Origin of the sequence: Paraburkholderia oxyphila NBRC 105797 (assembly GCF_000685075.1) — a bacterium.
GTDB lineage: Bacteria > Pseudomonadota > Gammaproteobacteria > Burkholderiales > Burkholderiaceae > Paraburkholderia > Paraburkholderia oxyphila.
The window spans coordinates 25881-40299 of record NZ_BAYD01000035.1; the positions used below are offsets into that span (position 1 = coordinate 25881).

A 14419-nucleotide genomic window follows, 5' to 3' on the forward strand; every position below is an offset into this window, starting at 1 on the left:
CATCGGTGCCGCCAGGGTCTTGGCGGCACCTCTGTCGGGCTGTCCTGCTGGCAGACCCTGCGGACCGCTTTTACGGCGGTCCTGGCAGGCCATCCAGGACTAGCGCGGCCGATGCCGCGCCAACGGCCTCAGAATCTCCATCTCGTAAACATTTAACCACTGCCGCGCCTTTAAGGGCAATGGACGTGGCCGCAAAGCGAGCGGGCCGGTGCTTGTGTGTGGCATGCCTCATGCTGCGCAACTCCCACCTGCGCGGGGCGTCTACGCTATAGCAGGCGGACATCCGTCACGCCGGGCCGCGGCTTGCAACCCCGCGGCTTGCAACCCCGCGGCGGCGTCCGGACTGCGCCACCTGGTCGATCCCTCGTTGGCGACAAAATTGGGAGAGTGCGATATGGCGAGAAACAAGCCTGGACTGATTGGGACCCTGTTTGCGGTGGGCGCGCTTGGCGCGACGGCCGGGATGCTGGCCTGGCGCTGGTCACAACGGCATCGCATGCAGCGGCAGAGCTTCTATCGCGATCTGAGCCGCTGGGAAGGCGAGGGCGGCGCACTGGTCGAGAACGGCACGGGTGCGCCGGATGTGGCGGCCGCCGACAGCGGCGCGGGCATGACCGAGACGATGCACGCCACGCGCGCGGTGAGCAAGGTGGCGCACGGACCGGCGAACGGCTTGTCGAGCGACGACTCGAACGGCGCCTGGCCGTTTCCGCACGGGAGCGGCGATCCGGCAACGCGGCACTGATACCGCTTGCCCTTGGGGGCCTTCGCGCGTGGCGCCGTCGCGCGCCGGAAGATCGCGATCGCAGCGAGCACAACGGGGCGGGCCAGCCGCGCCGGGTGGCGTGGCGTGCTTCGCCGCGCGGCCGGGGTGATGCCGCTGAGCGCCGAGAAACGCGCGCAAGCCTGTCTCGAATAAGTCTATAATGGTCATATCCACAACAATCGAGGTTCGGGTTGCGTGCTGGCCGCGGTATTGTTGCGATAGTGCAGCTGAAACCGCTCATTCGCCGTTTTGAGCGCCCCGACCGTTTCGTACTCCCCTGCAGCGCGACAGCATGCGCCGCAAAGCTTGCGGCGCCGGCTCATGTTGCCTGGTGGCCCGCGCGTGCCGCGGGCGCCGCGCCTGTCGCGCATGGGAGCCACTCATCTTTCAGGGCTGACGAGACGCGATGCCACATGTATTGATTGTCGATGACGACGCCCAAACCCGCGAAGCGCTAGCCGCCGTAGTGGCCGAAGACGGACTCACCACTGCACAGGCCGGCGACCTGCGCGAGGCGCGCATCCAGTTGATCCGCCAGATGCCGGACGTCGTCTTTACCGACCTGAAGCTGCCTGACGGCAGCGGCACGGATCTCTTCCAGGACCTCGATCCGCGCTCGGGCGTGGAACTCGTCGTCATCACCGGCCACGCGAGCGTGGAGACGGCCGTCGATGCGCTCAAATCCGGCGCCATCGACTACCTGGTCAAGCCGATCAACCTGCAGCGCGTGAAGGCGATTCTCAACCGCCTGCCGCGCGCGGGCGACCTCAAGGCCGAGATCGGCACGCTGCGCGGCGAGCTGCGCCGCATGGGGCGCTTCGGCCTCATGCTGGGCAATTCGCCGGCGATGCAGGAGGTCTACGACCAGATCAGCCGCGTTGCGCCCACGCCCGCGTCCGTGATGCTCGTGGGCGAGTCCGGCACGGGCAAGGAAGTGGCCGCGCAGACCATCCATCAGCTGAGCCTGCGCCGCAAGCACGAATTCCTCGCCGTGAATTGCGGCGCGATCTCGCCGAACCTGATCGAGTCGGAGATGTTCGGCCACGAGCGCGGCTCGTTTACCGGCGCGGACCGGCAGCACAAGGGCTATTTCGAGCGCGCGAACGGCGGCACGCTGTTCCTCGACGAAATCACCGAAATGCCGATCGAGCTGCAGGTGAAGCTGCTGCGCGTGCTGGAAACGGGCATGTTCATGCGCGTGGGCACGACCAGGGAGATCGAGACCGACGTGCGGCTGATCGCGGCGACCAACCGCGATCCGGAGCAGGCTGTCGAGGAGGGCAAGCTGCGCCTCGACCTCTATCACCGGCTCAACGTGTTCCCGATCAGCCTGCCGCCGCTGCGCGAGCGCGGCAAGGACGTGGAGCTGCTCGCCCAGGCGTTCCTCGACGAGCTCAACGAGCGTCACGGCACGAAGAAGCAGTTCCCCGCGGCCGTGCGCGAGATGCTGGGCGGCTACCCGTGGCCGGGCAACGTGCGGGAGCTGAAGAACTACGTTCAGCGCGCGCACATCATGGCCGGCGCCGAAGGCGATCTCACCGCCGCGGTGCCGCTGCAGATCTCGATTTCCAGACCCGTGGCGGGTACCGCGGTGACGATTCCGTTTGGCACCTCGCTCGCCGATGCCGACCGTCAGCTGATCCTCGCGACGCTCGAGCAGTGCGGCGGCGTGAAGACGCGCGCGGCCGAGATTCTTGGCATCAGCCTGAAGACGCTCTACAACCGGCTGGTCGAGTATGGCAACGAGAGTGGCAAGGGCGAAGCAGCCGCGCGCGTTGCGGGCGGCGCCTGAGCGCGATGCCGGCCGCCGCGGGCCTATCCGCGCGGTGCGCGCCTGCTCTCGGCGGGATGGGCGCGGCTGGCCTGTGTGCGGGTAAGCGCGCGGGTAGGTGCGCTGGTATGTGATTTGTGACTTGCTCTGCAGAACCTCTCGAGGAGCAACCGATGCTGAGCTACCGATTCCCCGATTCATCCGATCCCCAGGGCAAGCAGCCCTGGCTCGCGCATACGCCGCAGCCCGACGATCCCCCGCCCGGCGAACCCGACGAACCGGATGCGCCGCCCATCGGCGATCCGCCGCCCGAGCCCGACGAAGCGCCGCGCGCCGATGCGCCACCCGGGCCCGATCGATGACGCTCGTGCTTTTTATGTACGAGTTACAAACGCTTCGCCATTCTTACCGGCATTTTCACGCGATGGCCCCTAGACTGTAAGCACACCGTCACCACGTCGCCGGTTCGCGGCTTTGGCCGTAGGAGGCACTGACATGAGACATCCCGCCATGCGCCGTTCCGCCCGTTACACGGGCAAGCGCGGCCCGCGCGACGCCGAGCACAAGGGCGGCGACCCCACCAATCCGTCCTCTGGCTATACGCCCGACCCCGCCGGGCAGAACCGTCCGGCGCCAGGTGTGCCGCCCGATGGCGAGCACAACCAGGGCGGTGCGCGCGCGGAGGGGCTCGAGTACCAGCGCGATCTGGGGTCCGAGCAAGACGCCTGATTCGCGAGGCGCCCGCGCAGCGGGCGAAACGCCTCGCGACACTTCGCCGGAAGTCGTACGGAGTACTGCCTTTTTAGGGCGCGATGGAGCCGGTTCGGACCGGCCGTCGCGCGGATGCTGCTCGCGCCTGCCGCGCGAGTTCGCCGCGCAAAGTCGATCTTGCGTGGGCCAGAGGAGGCACGACTCTTGCGTCCCAAATGGATGCACCGTCCCCCGGACCCAACGAAACAGGAGGTATACCCGTAATGGGCAGACTGATCGTGGTATCGAATCGCGTGGCACCGACTCAGGAAGGACGTCCCGCAGCAGGAGGGCTGGCGGTCGGCGTACTCGACGCGCTGAAGGAAACCGGTGGTGTGTGGTTTGGCTGGAGTGGCGAGACCGTGACGGAGCAGGCGCCTCCGGTCATCGAGCAGCAGGGCAGCGTCACGTACGCGACGGTGGGACTCACCCGGCGCGACTATGACCAGTACTACAAGGGCTTCTCGAATACGACGCTCTGGCCGACCTTCCACTACCGCAATGACCTCGCGCGCTACGAGCGCCTGGAATACAGCGGCTATCTGCGCGTGAACGCGACGCTCGCGCGCCAGTTGCAGCCGCTGCTGCAGCCCGACGACATCATCTGGGTGCACGACTACCACCTGATCCCGTTCGCGCGCTGCCTGCGCGATCTGGGCGTGAAGAACCCGATCGGCTTTTTCCTGCATATCCCGCTGCCGGTGCCCGAAGTGATGCGCTCGGTGCCGCCGCACGAAGAGCTGATGCGCTTCATGTGCCACTACGACGTGGTCGGCTTCCAGACCGACGCCGACCGCCAGGCGTTCCTCGACTACATCGAGCGCGGCGGCCACGGCACCTCGAGCGAGGACGGCATGGTCCACGCGTGGGACCGCTTCCTCAAGGTGGGCGCCTACCCGATCGGCATTTATCCCGATGCGATCGCGAAGTCCTCCGTGCAGTTCTCCGACCGCAAGCCGGTGCGCAGCCTGCGCGACGCGATGCGCGGGCGCAAGCTCATCATGAGCGTCGACCGGCTCGATTATTCGAAGGGGCTGGCCGAGCGCTTCCAGGCGTTCGAGCGCATGCTGCTGAACGGGCCGGGCTGGCATGGCCGCGTATCGCTCCTGCAGATCGCGCCGCCGACGCGCTCCGACGTGCAGACCTATCAGACGATCCGCCGCAATCTCGAAGGCGAGGCCGGCCGCATCAATGGGCGCTTCGCGCAGCTCGACTGGACGCCGATCCAGTACCTGAACCGCAAGTACGAGCGCGAACTGCTGATGGCGCTGTTCCGCCAGGCCCAGGTGGGCTACGTGGCGCCGTTGCGCGATGGCATGAACCTGGTTGCGAAGGAGTACGTGGCATCGCAGAACCCCGAGGATCCGGGCGTGCTGGTGCTCTCGCAGTTCGCGGGCGCCGCCGAGCAGATGCCGGGCGCGCTCGTCGTGAATCCCTACGATCTGAACCAGACCGCCGAGGCGCTCGAGCGCGCGCTCTCGATGCCGCACGCGGAGCGGCAGTCGCGTTACGAGGACATGATGGCGGCGCTGCGCGAGAACAATCTTTCGGTGTGGCGCGATACTTTCCTGGCCGACTTGCGCAGCGTGGCGACTGCCGCCTCGGTCACCGCGAAGGCGCGCAGCGCGGCCCCCGTCAAGGCGGCTACGGCCAGCAAGGCGAGCTGAGCGCGGGCAAGGCGAATTGAGCGCGGCTCGCCGCAGCCGCGCGAGGACTCACTGACGACCGGTATGGCGGCAAGCGTCCACCACGCGGCGGCTTTCGAGCCGCCGTTTTTTTGCGCGCGCCGGCCCGACCGGCGCGCGTGCGCAGCCGGCCTTCTTCAGGCCTGCTGCGCGCCCGTCTGGCCGTATGGCGTAGGCGCCTGGGTCGGGTCGAAATCGGCCCAATGGCCGCCGTGCCATTGGCCCGAGGCGCGCTCGACGTCGTCGGCGCCGGCTTCGCGCAACACTTCCGCGGCCGTCGCCTGATTCTCGGCGCTCACATGCACCGCGAGCAGCACGCCCGACTGGCGTGTCTCGTGATGCACGCGCTCCTCGTGCTCGGCCCTGCGCTGCCAGCCCGAGCCGATGCGCGAGCCGATCCACGCCCCCACGGCCGCTGCGATCACGGTGGACGGCAGCGAAGCGTTGAGCAGCGCGCCGAATAGCGCGATGCCCACCACGGCGCCCGCTACGGCGCCCATGATGAGATTGCGTCGCCGATGCGGCGGTGCGACGTCGACATGCACGAGATGCGGCATATGGCGCGCGTGCTGTCCGCGCGGATTGACGAAAAACAGGTTGACGTCTTCTTCGACGAAACCGCGCGCGAACAGCTTTTCGGCGACGGCTTCGGCGGCGGGAAAGGTCGTGAACCGGCCAGCGACGATCAGAGACATGGGAATCCCCCTTTGCAAGGTTGACTCGCCTGGAGAGCGGCGCCGCACCGCCGGCGGATGCCGGGGCCGAGCGCCATAAACCCATGTTAGTGCATGTTTGTGCGTCCGACTGGCCAACGGCCGGCAGCGCGGGCGCGCTGCACTGGCCGCACAGGGGCGCCAGCGCGTTAGCCCTGCGCGGGCGCGCCGCGCCCCGGCACGAGCCGCAGGACGCTCACGACCGCCGCGAGGGCCGCGAAAGCGGTCGCCGCGTAGAGCGCCACGGTCGGCCCATGCTGCGGCGCGACGCCGAAGATCAGGGCGACCAGCGCCGCGCCGAGCGTCTGGCCGGTGAGCCGCGCCGTGCCGAGCATGCCGCTCGCGCCGCCGCTGCGCTCGCGCGGCGCGGCGGAGAGAATCTGCCGGTTGTTGGGTGACTGGAAGATGCCGAAACCCGCACCGCACAATGCCATGCGCCAGCAAATTTCCACGACGGTGGGCTGCGCATGCAGCGTCGCGAGCGAGGCCAGCGAGACGAGCCCGAGCGCGAAAAGCGCGAGTCCCACGCCGCCGAGCATGCCGGCGGGATAGCGGTCGGACAGCACGCCCGAGAGCGGCGCGGCGCCGATGATCACGAGCGGCCAGGGCGTCATGAGCAGGCCCGTCTGCACCTGCGAAAAGCCGAAGGTCTCCTGCAGCAGGAACGGCAGCGCGACGAACGCGAGCATCTGCGCGCAGAACGAGCAGATCGAGGTGCCGATCGACAGCGCGAACACCGGATTGGCGAGCAGATCGACGGGCAGGAGCGGCGCGGGCTGCGTGAGCTGGCGCCGCACGAAGAACCAGCCGACCACGAGCGCGACTGCGAATTCGAGCGTGACCCACGCGTTGCTCTCGCCGTGGCCGAGGCCGTCGACGGCAAAGATCAGGAGCCCGAACACGATGGCGTTGAGCACGGCGCTCAGCAGGTCGTAGGGCGCCGGATGCCGTTCGTTGACGGGCAACGCGCGCATACCCAGCACGAGGGCGGCAATGCCGATCGGCACATTGATCGCAAAGAGCCAGGGCCACGACGCAATGGCGAGCACGCCCGAGGCGAGCGTCGGACCGACCGCCGAGGCGATCGCCACCACCATCGCGTTGATGGAGATGCCGCGCCCGAGCTGCGTGCGCGGGTAGATCATGCGCACGAGCGCGGTGTTCACGCTCATGATCCCGGCGCCGCCGAAGCCTTGCACCGTGCGCGCGATCGCGAGCGCCGGCAGCGAGGTCGCGAGCGCGCAGCCGAGCGAGGCAATCGTGAAGAGCGCCATGCCCCACAGGTACACGCGCCGGTAGCCGATGCGGTCGCCGAGCGAGGCGAGCGGCAGCAGCGAGATCGTCACCGAGAGCTGGTACGCGTTGACGATCCAGATCGAGCTCGCGGGGCTCGCATTCAGGTGATGCGCGATGGTCGGCAGCGCGACGTTGGCGATCGCGCCGTCGAGCACGGCGAGCGTGATGCCGAGCGCGACCACGAGGATCGCGTAATAGCGTTGCGGGAAGGGCAGTCCGGTCTCGAGGTCGTCGGTGGGATCGACGGGATCGGTGGGATCGGCGCGCGAGGCGGAAAGCGTGGATGTGGGCATCGATGAGAGGGGCGGCGCGCGTCGAGCCCGCGCGCCGCCGGGTGCGTTCGTTGTTGTGCGTGCGAGGCGCGCCATGGCACACATTGGCGCCGTGCGCCGTGTGTCCTGCGCACGCAAGCTTGCCGTTACTTCAGTTCGTAGAGCCCGACGTACGTGGTCGAATCCACTTCGTTCAGATGCGTCATGAAGCGCGCGACCGCGTTGGTGGTCTCGGGCGTCACTGGCAGCTGCGCGATCTTCAGCGCATGGACGCGGAAGATGTAGCGGTGCGGCTTGTCTCCGCGCGGCGGCGCGGCGCCCCCGAAGCCGACCGTGCCGTAGTCGTTGCGGACCTGCACGGCGCCTTGCGGCAACAGGCTGCCATCGGCCTTGCCGGCGTTGCGCGCGAGCGAGCGCACATCGGGCGGAATGTTGACGACCACCCAGTGCCAGAAGCCGCTGCCCGTGGGCGCGTCGGGATCGTAGACGGTGAGCGCGAGGCTTTGGGTGTCGGCGGGCGGCGCGTCCCACTGCAACGCGGGCGAGACGTTGTCGCCATCGACGCCGAAGGCCCGATCGTCGAACTCCTGCGCCTTCGGCATGAAGCCGTTACTCGGAAAGTCGTCGGACCAGAGTCGAAAATCAGCCATCGGTTGCCTCCTTATCGTTCAGTTCTGAAGTGGATGCGGCGGGCGTTAAACGTTGGGCGTCCCACGTCGGGCGGTCGGGCGTCACACGTCGGGCGTGACGTGCCGGGAACCCTGCGGCTGGCATCGCTTTGCCGGGGGCGCCGACAGTCGATCCAGTTTATCACTGCGGCGCGCAGCGCTTTGGCCGCAAGCCAGGCTCAGGCACGCGCTTCGAACCAGACACTTTCGGGGTCTTCGAGCCAGTGTGCGAGCCGCTCGACGACCGCCTGCGGATCCTGGGCCGCGCCGCGCAGCGCGCATTCCCAGATCACGGCCACGCGCCAGCCCTGGGCTGCGAGCGCGGCGAGGGCCTTCGCGTCGTGGGTGCGGTTGCGCGCGATCTTGGCGCGCCAGAACTCCGGCCGCGTGGCGGGCCACTTGAAGAGCGCGCACTGATGGCCGTGCCAGAAGCAGCCGTGCACGAACACCGCGGCGCGATAGCGCGGCAGCACGATGTCAGGGCGCCCCGGCAGCTCGCGCACGTCGAGGCGAAAGCGAAAGCCGCGCCGATGCAGCAGGCTGCGCACCAGCTTCTCGGGCTTCGTGTTACGCGCGCGGATGCCCGACATCATCCGGCTGCGCGTGGCGGTGTCGACGACGTCGACCATGGCGGGCCTGGTGTGGTTCGCCCGGGCCGGCCTTCAGGCCGGCGCGACGGCCGCGCGCTCGTCGGCCAGCGCCGCATCGAGATGCGGCATCATCGTGCGCGCCACTTCGCGCATCACCGGCATCACGACGCTGTTGCCGAACTGGCGATACGCCTGGGTGTCGCTCACGGGAATGCGGAAGGTGTCGGGAAAGCCCATCAGGCGCGCGCACTCGCGCGGGGTGAGGCGGCGCGGACGCAAGCCCTCGCCCTGGTGCACGAGAATCTCGCTGCCGTCCTTGTGATAGCGCGCGGAGAGCGTGCGCGTGACGCTGCCGGGAAACGCGAGGCCGAAGCCGAAGCCGTTGCCGGCCGCGCGATGCTTTTCCGCGTATTGCTGCAGGTAGGCCCAGAGTCCCGGTGTGAGCGTGTATTTCGGCTGCACCTGGCGTGCCGCATGATCGAAGAAGCGCTCGCCGTCCCACGGCAGGACGGGCTCGCTGCCGTCGGTGCGATGCAGGACCGAGGCGAGGCGCGGGCCTTCCTCGGGCAGCCCCAGCGCATCCCACGTGAACGGCGCCGGCTCGCGAAAGCCGACGATGATGATGCGCTCGCGATGCTGCGGTGTGAAATGGCGGCCGTCGATCACACGATAATGCACGTCGTAGCCGAGCTCGTCGCGCAGTACTTGCAGGATCACGTCGAAGGTGCGCCCGCGATCGTGCGAAAGGAGGTTCTTGACGTTTTCGAGCAGGAAGGCGGCGGGCCGTTTCTCGGCGATGATGCGCGCGACGTCGAAGAAGAGCGTGCCCTGGGTGGTGCACTCGAAGCCGTGCGGACGGCCGAGCGCGTTTTTCTTCGAGACGCCCGCGATCGAGAACGGCTGGCACGGAAAGCCCGCGAGCAGCACGTCGTGGTCGGGCACGTCGGCGGCCGGAAATTCGACGATGTCGCCGACGAACGCATGGTCTTCGCCGTCCTTCTGCGCGTAGTTCTCCAGATAAGTTTTCTTCGAGAATGGATTCCACTCGCTCGTCATAACGCAGGTGCCGCCGTGCGCCTCGAAGCCCATGCGAATGCCGCCGATGCCCGCGAACAGATCGACGAAGCGAAAGCGCGTGGGCCGTGCGCCGGGCGATCCCGCGCCGGGCGATCCCGCGGCGGCCTCCGCGCTATGCAGGAGCTCGCGCAGCGCCGCTTCGAGCATGGCGGGGCAGGGCGTTTCGCCTTTTTCCCAACGGCGCACGGTCTTGACGTCCTTGCCGACGTGAGCGGCGATCTGCTGCTGCGTGAAGCGCTGGCGTGCCTGCTGCAGCAGGTCTCGCGAATGGGCCGGGTGCACGAAGTCCTCTCTGGGTATTTTGGCGGACATTATGACCGATGGGTGACCCCCGGCACCAGGAATTCCGCAGAGAGTGACGCAAGACGCGAAGGCGCTGCGCGCGGACGCCGCGCACGATGCGCGGGACGCTCGAGAGGCGGTGCGCGGCTCAGCGGCCGGCGGCTTTGCCGATGGCGTGCTTGGCGCTGGCCGCCGCCGCTGAGGCGGCGTTCAATTCGTGCAGGTCGATCTGGATCAGCAGGCTGTCGATATCGGCGAGCTGGCCTTTATTGACGTGCCCGGTGTCGAGCAGCCGGTGCAGGCGCTTGCGCCAGTAGGAGGCGGGGAGAATCGCGCCGCCGAAGTCGCCCGAGAGCGACAGCGGCATCACGCGCCGAATATGGGCGATATCCTGGTCGATGAGACTCGACATCAGGTGGCCGGCCGGGAGGGGACGCAGGGTGTCCATGCACATTGATTACGGCAGTTTCGTCACTGACTTTAAGGGCGGATGAATCCATGTTTACCCGCGGCCGGATACATTGCCGCTGGGCTCAACGCAAGATAAGCATCGTCATCGACGAAACGACGACGGTGCCGAGCGCCGCCATCAGCGCGAATACGTAAGGTGAGGTCATGGCGTTGGTCTCGTTTTGCGTGGTGCTTGAGACCATCGTAGGCGATGGCGGGGCCCATGAATGTTAACAATTGACAAGTCACGGCTGCCTGCATCACGCAACGGCCATGGCCGCCCTGAGAGCGGCGGCTCGCGCCCGGTTGCGGCGTGCCGCCGGGCCCCGGCCGCCGGCCTGAACGGCTGCGATGCGCTTGGGCAGCGAGGTCCGGCGGCTCGCACGACCTCGCGCGGCAGCCTTACTCCTCCGGCGTTTCGGGCGTGGGCGCCGGACCTTGTGCGGCGCCTTCGAGGAAACGGCGCGTGGCCTCGAACGAATTGAGCATCTGCTCGGGCCAGGGCGTCTGCAGCATGACGGCCTGATGATTCTCGAACGCCGACGACAGCAGCTTGATGAGCTCCGGCGAGCTCAGATGGCGCAGCAGGACGCTCACGGCGATCGCGGTGGCCTGGCTGGCGCCGGCCGTCTGCAGTTCGGAGTGGGTGAGGGCGGCGAGTTGCTTGTTGATGTCCATGGTGGATCTGCCTGGAAAGAGGACGCTGCGAGGCGCGCGGCATCGGCGACCGGCTCGCGCGGGATGCGCAGCGAGAGCGTAACGAAATAAAGGGAGAGATCGGGGCCGCCGCGCCGGCAGGGCGGGCACGGGCGAGCGGCGCGGTGAAGATGGGTGCGGGCGGCTGGTCCCCCTGGCAGGAATCGAACCTGCATCTAGCGCTTAGGAGGCACTTGTTCTATCCATTGAACTACAGGGAGCCGTCAAATCCGCTGCGGGGAGCGCGAGCCCCCTCTCCGCCAGACCGCCATGTTTCCCAAGTCACCCGTCATGGCGCGGAGTCTGCGCACAAAGTGTGGTTGTGCGGCGCAGGCGCAAGAGTATAGCAAACGCCATCCGGCTGGAAAATGCCACCCCGCTCGGCGCGCGCTTCAGAACTCCACGGCGACGAAATCGGCCTTGCCCACGTCGCACAGCGGGCAGCGCCAGTCTTCGGGGATATCCGCGAAGCGCGTGCCCGCGGCGATGCCTTCGTCGGGCAGCCCATCTTCTTCGTTATAGACCCAGCCGCAGATCAGGCAGACCCAACTCTTGTATTCGATCACTTCGCTCACAACACACCTTTCATTCCAGTTCGACGCGGTTTTCCGCGGATCGTTGCCCGCGGATTGAGCCGCCCATCTAGCCCCAGATAGCCACATATGGCCCCGTTAGCCACCCTGGCCCGCTTGAGGCGGGGCGGCGGGCGAGCCGCGATATTACAGGAAAATGACGCTCCGGCCGCGCGCGGCGGGTTCACGGCGCCGCGATCGGCCAGGCGCGGCCGGGCATGCGCGCGTGGGCGGACGTCACAGCGAATGCCACGGCGAGCATCGAGGCAACGGGGCCAGGGCGGCGGACCCCATGCGCCCCGGTACAATACGCGCTTGCTCTCCAACGCAGGCAACGGTCTCCATTCATGTCGCTTTACACCATCACCGGCGCGCAACTCGCGTTCGGCCACGTCGCGCTGCTTGATCACGCGGACTTTTCGCTCGAAGCCGGCGAGCGCGTCGGGCTGATCGGCCGCAATGGCGCGGGCAAGTCGTCGCTGCTCACGATCGTCGCCGACCTCGCCCGGCCCGACGACGGCCTCGTCACGCGCCAGCAGGATCTTTCGACCGTCTACGTGCCGCAGGAGCCCGATTTCGACGCCGATGCCACCGTGTTCGACACCGTCGCCTCGGGGCTCGCGGGCGTGCGCGCGCTGCTCGACGAATTCGACGTGGTCGCGCACAAGCTCGCGGACACCCCCGAAGGCGCGGAGCACGACGCGCTGCTCGCGCGCATGAATGCGCTGCAGTCGTCGCTCGATCACGCCGACGCCTGGAACTGGCGCACGCGCGTGTCGACCACGCTCGCGCAGATCGGCCTCGAAGGCGACGCGCGTGTGGGCGCGCTCTCGGGCGGCATGCAAAAGCGCGTCGCGCTGGCGCGCGCGCTCGTCGTGCAGCCCGACGTGCTGCTGCTCGACGAACCGACCAACCACCTCGACTTCGACGGCATCCGCTGGCTCGAAGAGCTGCTCGTCGCGCAGCGCTCGAGCCTGCTCTTCATCACCCACGACCGCGCGTTCCTCGACCGCGTGGCCACGCGCATCGTCGAGCTCGACCGCGGCAAGCTGCTCTCGTATCCGGGCAACTTCTCGCAGTACCAGGAGCGCAAGGCACAGCAGCTCGAAGTCGAGCGCGTGGAAAACGAGAAGTTCGACAAGCTGCTCGCGCAGGAAGAAGTCTGGATCCGCAAGGGCGTCGAGGCGCGGCGCACGCGCAGCGTGGGCCGCATCGCGCGGCTCGTGCAGATGCGCCACGAACGCGAGGAGCGCCGCAACGTTCAGGGCAACGTGAAGCTCGACGTCGCGCAGGGCGAGAAGTCAGGCAAGATCGTCGCGGAGCTCACCGACGTCACCAAGCGTTATGGCGATCGCACGATCGTCGATAACTTCACGACCACGGTGATGCGCGGCGACAAGATCGGCTTCGTCGGTCCGAACGGCGCGGGCAAGACCACGCTGTTGAAATTGATCCTCGGCGAGCTGAAGCCCGATGCCGGCACGGTGCGCGTGGGCACGAACCTGCAGGTGGCGTACTTCGACCAGATGCGCGCGCAGCTCGACCTCGAAAAGAGCCTCGCCGATACCATCAGCCCCGGCAGCGACTGGGTCGAGATCAACGGCGCGAAGAAGCACGTGATGAGCTATCTGGGCGACTTCCTGTTCTCGCCCGAGCGCGCGCGCTCGCCCGTGAAGTCGCTCTCGGGCGGCGAGCGCAACCGCCTGCTGCTCGCGCGTCTGTTTGCGCGCCCCGCGAACGTGCTGGTGCTCGACGAGCCGACCAACGACCTCGACATTCCCACGCTCGAGCTGCTCGAAGAATTGCTGACCGATTACGACGGCACCGTGTTGCTGGTGAGCCACGATCGCGCGTTCCTCGACAACGTGGTGACTTCGGTGATCGCCTCCGAGGGCGAAGGCCGCTGGCGCGAATACGTGGGCGGCTTCACCGACTGGCAGACCCAGAGCGCCCGCGCGCAGGAGCTTGCCGAGGCGCGCGCGCCGAAGGAGGCGGCCCCCGCTGCGGCCGCGCCGAAGGAGAGCGCGGCGGGCCGCAATGCGCAGCGCACCGTGAAGCTTTCGTTCAAGGAGCAGCGCGAGCTCGAGGAACTGCCCAAGCGCATCGAGGCGCTGGAGACGGAGCAGAAGGAGATCGGCGCGAAGATCGAGGATGGCTCGATTTTTGCGAAGGATGCGCAGGAGGGCACGCGGCTCACCGAGCGCTATGCGCAGATCGACGAGGAATTGCTGATGGCGCTGGAGCGGTGGGAAGAGCTGGAGAGCAAGCGCAAGTGACGTGAAAAGCTGGCGCAAGCGGGAGAAGGCGGCCTGATGAAGGCCGCTTTTTTTATGAGCTCTTCAGGCTGCGGAGGTCGCGTTCCAGTGCTGGTAAATCGCACTGAACGGTGGCCCAGATCGTCTTCGCAGTGATGTTGAAATAGTCGTGTGTGACGCGCTCTCCCATGGCCTCCATCTGTAGCCACGGAATCTCGGGATGCGCTGTCATGAAGGCTGCATCACTGAGCTTCACGCGGCGCGCTGCCTCGCCGATGATATTGAGGTTGCGCGCGACGGCGTCGCACATCATCGGAGATGCTTGAAACGTTTCCAGTGTCACCGACTCAGTGTAGTCATGGACACGTTCGATAGCCTTGAGCATGTGCTCTATGTGGTCGCGCGTGCGCGAGGCTCCGGATGGTCTCATAGGCGCTGCACTCCCCCAAATTGCGCAACAAACCGGCTGAAACGGCGCCGGCGGGCGGCATGCCACCCGTGCCCCATTCTACGCGACTCAAGCCCCTCGCCGCCCCTCGGCCGAACGGCCGACCCTTTTCCAAATTGCCGCGCAAG

15 protein-coding genes and 1 tRNA gene are annotated in these 14419 nt (G+C 67.5%); 6 read left to right on the forward strand and 10 right to left on the reverse strand.

What is annotated here, in order from left to right; translation table 11 throughout:
- Nucleotides 1-394 precede the first annotated feature (394 nt).
- The 5 genes from BO1_RS52140 (at nucleotide 395) to otsA (ending at nucleotide 4954) form a co-directional block, all read left to right on the forward strand.
- Complete coding sequence (locus BO1_RS52140) at nucleotides 395-745, forward strand: hypothetical protein (protein ID WP_043285800.1); 351 nt, start codon at nucleotides 395-397, stop codon at nucleotides 743-745.
- Nucleotides 746-1172: 427 nt separating this feature from the next.
- Nucleotides 1173-2558: a sigma-54-dependent transcriptional regulator gene (locus BO1_RS21595; protein ID WP_028219332.1), complete on the forward strand. Its 1386-nt coding sequence runs from the start codon at nucleotides 1173-1175 to the stop codon at nucleotides 2556-2558.
- A gap of 152 nt (nucleotides 2559-2710) precedes the next feature.
- The gene (locus BO1_RS52145) at nucleotides 2711-2899 is read left to right on the forward strand and encodes a hypothetical protein (protein WP_043285802.1); all 189 of its coding nucleotides are present in this window, start codon (nucleotides 2711-2713) and stop codon (nucleotides 2897-2899) included.
- 133 nt (nucleotides 2900-3032) lie between these two features.
- Nucleotides 3033-3266, forward strand: a complete 234-nt coding sequence (locus BO1_RS21605; protein ID WP_028219333.1) for a hypothetical protein — start codon at nucleotides 3033-3035, stop codon at nucleotides 3264-3266.
- A 245-nt stretch (nucleotides 3267-3511) separates the two neighbouring features.
- On the forward strand, nucleotides 3512-4954 hold the full coding sequence (gene otsA, locus BO1_RS21610) for an alpha,alpha-trehalose-phosphate synthase (UDP-forming) (protein WP_028219334.1): 1443 nt from the start codon (nucleotides 3512-3514) through the stop codon (nucleotides 4952-4954).
- Between the two features lie 155 nt (nucleotides 4955-5109).
- Here the strand turns inward: otsA and BO1_RS21615 are convergent, their stop codons facing one another.
- The 9 genes from BO1_RS21615 to BO1_RS21665 all read right to left on the reverse strand — a co-directional run bounded on the left by BO1_RS21615 (nucleotide 5110) and on the right by BO1_RS21665 (nucleotide 11591).
- On the reverse strand, nucleotides 5110-5667 hold the full coding sequence (locus tag BO1_RS21615) for a hypothetical protein (RefSeq protein ID WP_028219335.1): 558 nt from the start codon (nucleotides 5665-5667) through the stop codon (nucleotides 5110-5112).
- A 167-nt stretch (nucleotides 5668-5834) separates the two neighbouring features.
- The gene (locus tag BO1_RS21620; protein WP_084688096.1) at nucleotides 5835-7274 is read right to left on the reverse strand and encodes an MFS transporter; all 1440 of its coding nucleotides are present in this window, start codon (nucleotides 7272-7274) and stop codon (nucleotides 5835-5837) included.
- Between the two features lie 125 nt (nucleotides 7275-7399).
- Nucleotides 7400-7903, reverse strand: a complete 504-nt coding sequence (locus tag BO1_RS21625) for a YbhB/YbcL family Raf kinase inhibitor-like protein (RefSeq protein WP_028219337.1) — start codon at nucleotides 7901-7903, stop codon at nucleotides 7400-7402.
- A 197-nt stretch (nucleotides 7904-8100) separates the two neighbouring features.
- Complete coding sequence (locus tag BO1_RS21630; protein WP_028219338.1) at nucleotides 8101-8550, reverse strand: very short patch repair endonuclease; 450 nt, start codon at nucleotides 8548-8550, stop codon at nucleotides 8101-8103.
- Between the two features lie 33 nt (nucleotides 8551-8583).
- Nucleotides 8584-9900, reverse strand: coding sequence for a DNA (cytosine-5-)-methyltransferase (gene dcm / locus BO1_RS52150; RefSeq protein ID WP_043285806.1), 1317 nt, complete (start codon nucleotides 9898-9900; stop codon nucleotides 8584-8586).
- Nucleotides 9901-10018: 118 nt separating this feature from the next.
- Complete coding sequence (locus BO1_RS52155; RefSeq protein ID WP_245643868.1) at nucleotides 10019-10318, reverse strand: hypothetical protein; 300 nt, start codon at nucleotides 10316-10318, stop codon at nucleotides 10019-10021.
- 404 nt (nucleotides 10319-10722) lie between these two features.
- Entirely contained in the window at nucleotides 10723-10998 is a 276-nt protein-coding gene (locus BO1_RS21655) for a hypothetical protein (RefSeq protein ID WP_028219340.1), read from the reverse strand.
- 164 nt (nucleotides 10999-11162) lie between these two features.
- Nucleotides 11163-11237: transfer RNA gene (locus BO1_RS21660), tRNA-Arg, on the reverse strand.
- A gap of 171 nt (nucleotides 11238-11408) precedes the next feature.
- Entirely contained in the window at nucleotides 11409-11591 is a 183-nt protein-coding gene (locus BO1_RS21665) for a rubredoxin (protein ID WP_028219341.1), read from the reverse strand.
- A gap of 344 nt (nucleotides 11592-11935) precedes the next feature.
- Between BO1_RS21665 and BO1_RS21670 the strand changes: the two genes are divergently transcribed.
- Nucleotides 11936-13864, forward strand: a complete 1929-nt coding sequence (locus BO1_RS21670) for an ATP-binding cassette domain-containing protein (RefSeq protein ID WP_028219342.1) — start codon at nucleotides 11936-11938, stop codon at nucleotides 13862-13864.
- A 52-nt stretch (nucleotides 13865-13916) separates the two neighbouring features.
- On the opposite strand, the gene BO1_RS21675 is transcribed toward BO1_RS21670, so the two are convergent.
- On the reverse strand, nucleotides 13917-14228 hold the full coding sequence (locus BO1_RS21675) for a HepT-like ribonuclease domain-containing protein (protein WP_167338372.1): 312 nt from the start codon (nucleotides 14226-14228) through the stop codon (nucleotides 13917-13919).
- Between the last annotated feature and the right edge of the window lie 191 nt (nucleotides 14229-14419).

Bases quoted from the DNA above. Each gene is read 5' to 3' on its own strand.
- BO1_RS21615 (WP_028219335.1), bottom strand. From the start codon at position 5,667: ATGTCTCTGATCGTCGCTGGCCGGTTCACGACCTTTCCCGCCGCCGAA.
- BO1_RS52140 (WP_043285800.1), top strand. From the start codon at position 395: ATGGCGAGAAACAAGCCTGGACTGATTGGGACCCTGTTTGCGGTGGGC.
- dcm (WP_043285806.1), bottom strand. From the start codon at position 9,900: ATGTCCGCCAAAATACCCAGAGAGGACTTCGTGCACCCGGCCCATTCG.
- BO1_RS21675 (WP_167338372.1), bottom strand. From the start codon at position 14,228: ATGCTCAAGGCTATCGAACGTGTCCATGACTACACTGAGTCGGTGACA.
- BO1_RS21605 (WP_028219333.1), top strand. From the start codon at position 3,033: ATGAGACATCCCGCCATGCGCCGTTCCGCCCGTTACACGGGCAAGCGC.
- BO1_RS52145 (WP_043285802.1), top strand. From the start codon at position 2,711: ATGCTGAGCTACCGATTCCCCGATTCATCCGATCCCCAGGGCAAGCAG.
- BO1_RS21625 (WP_028219337.1), bottom strand. From the start codon at position 7,903: ATGGCTGATTTTCGACTCTGGTCCGACGACTTTCCGAGTAACGGCTTC.
- BO1_RS21630 (WP_028219338.1), bottom strand. From the start codon at position 8,550: ATGGTCGACGTCGTCGACACCGCCACGCGCAGCCGGATGATGTCGGGC.
- BO1_RS52155 (WP_245643868.1), bottom strand. From the start codon at position 10,318: ATGGACACCCTGCGTCCCCTCCCGGCCGGCCACCTGATGTCGAGTCTC.
- BO1_RS21670 (WP_028219342.1), top strand. From the start codon at position 11,936: ATGTCGCTTTACACCATCACCGGCGCGCAACTCGCGTTCGGCCACGTC.
- BO1_RS21595 (WP_028219332.1), top strand. From the start codon at position 1,173: ATGCCACATGTATTGATTGTCGATGACGACGCCCAAACCCGCGAAGCG.
- BO1_RS21655 (WP_028219340.1), bottom strand. From the start codon at position 10,998: ATGGACATCAACAAGCAACTCGCCGCCCTCACCCACTCCGAACTGCAG.
- BO1_RS21620 (WP_084688096.1), bottom strand. From the start codon at position 7,274: ATGCCCACATCCACGCTTTCCGCCTCGCGCGCCGATCCCACCGATCCC.
- otsA (WP_028219334.1), top strand. From the start codon at position 3,512: ATGGGCAGACTGATCGTGGTATCGAATCGCGTGGCACCGACTCAGGAA.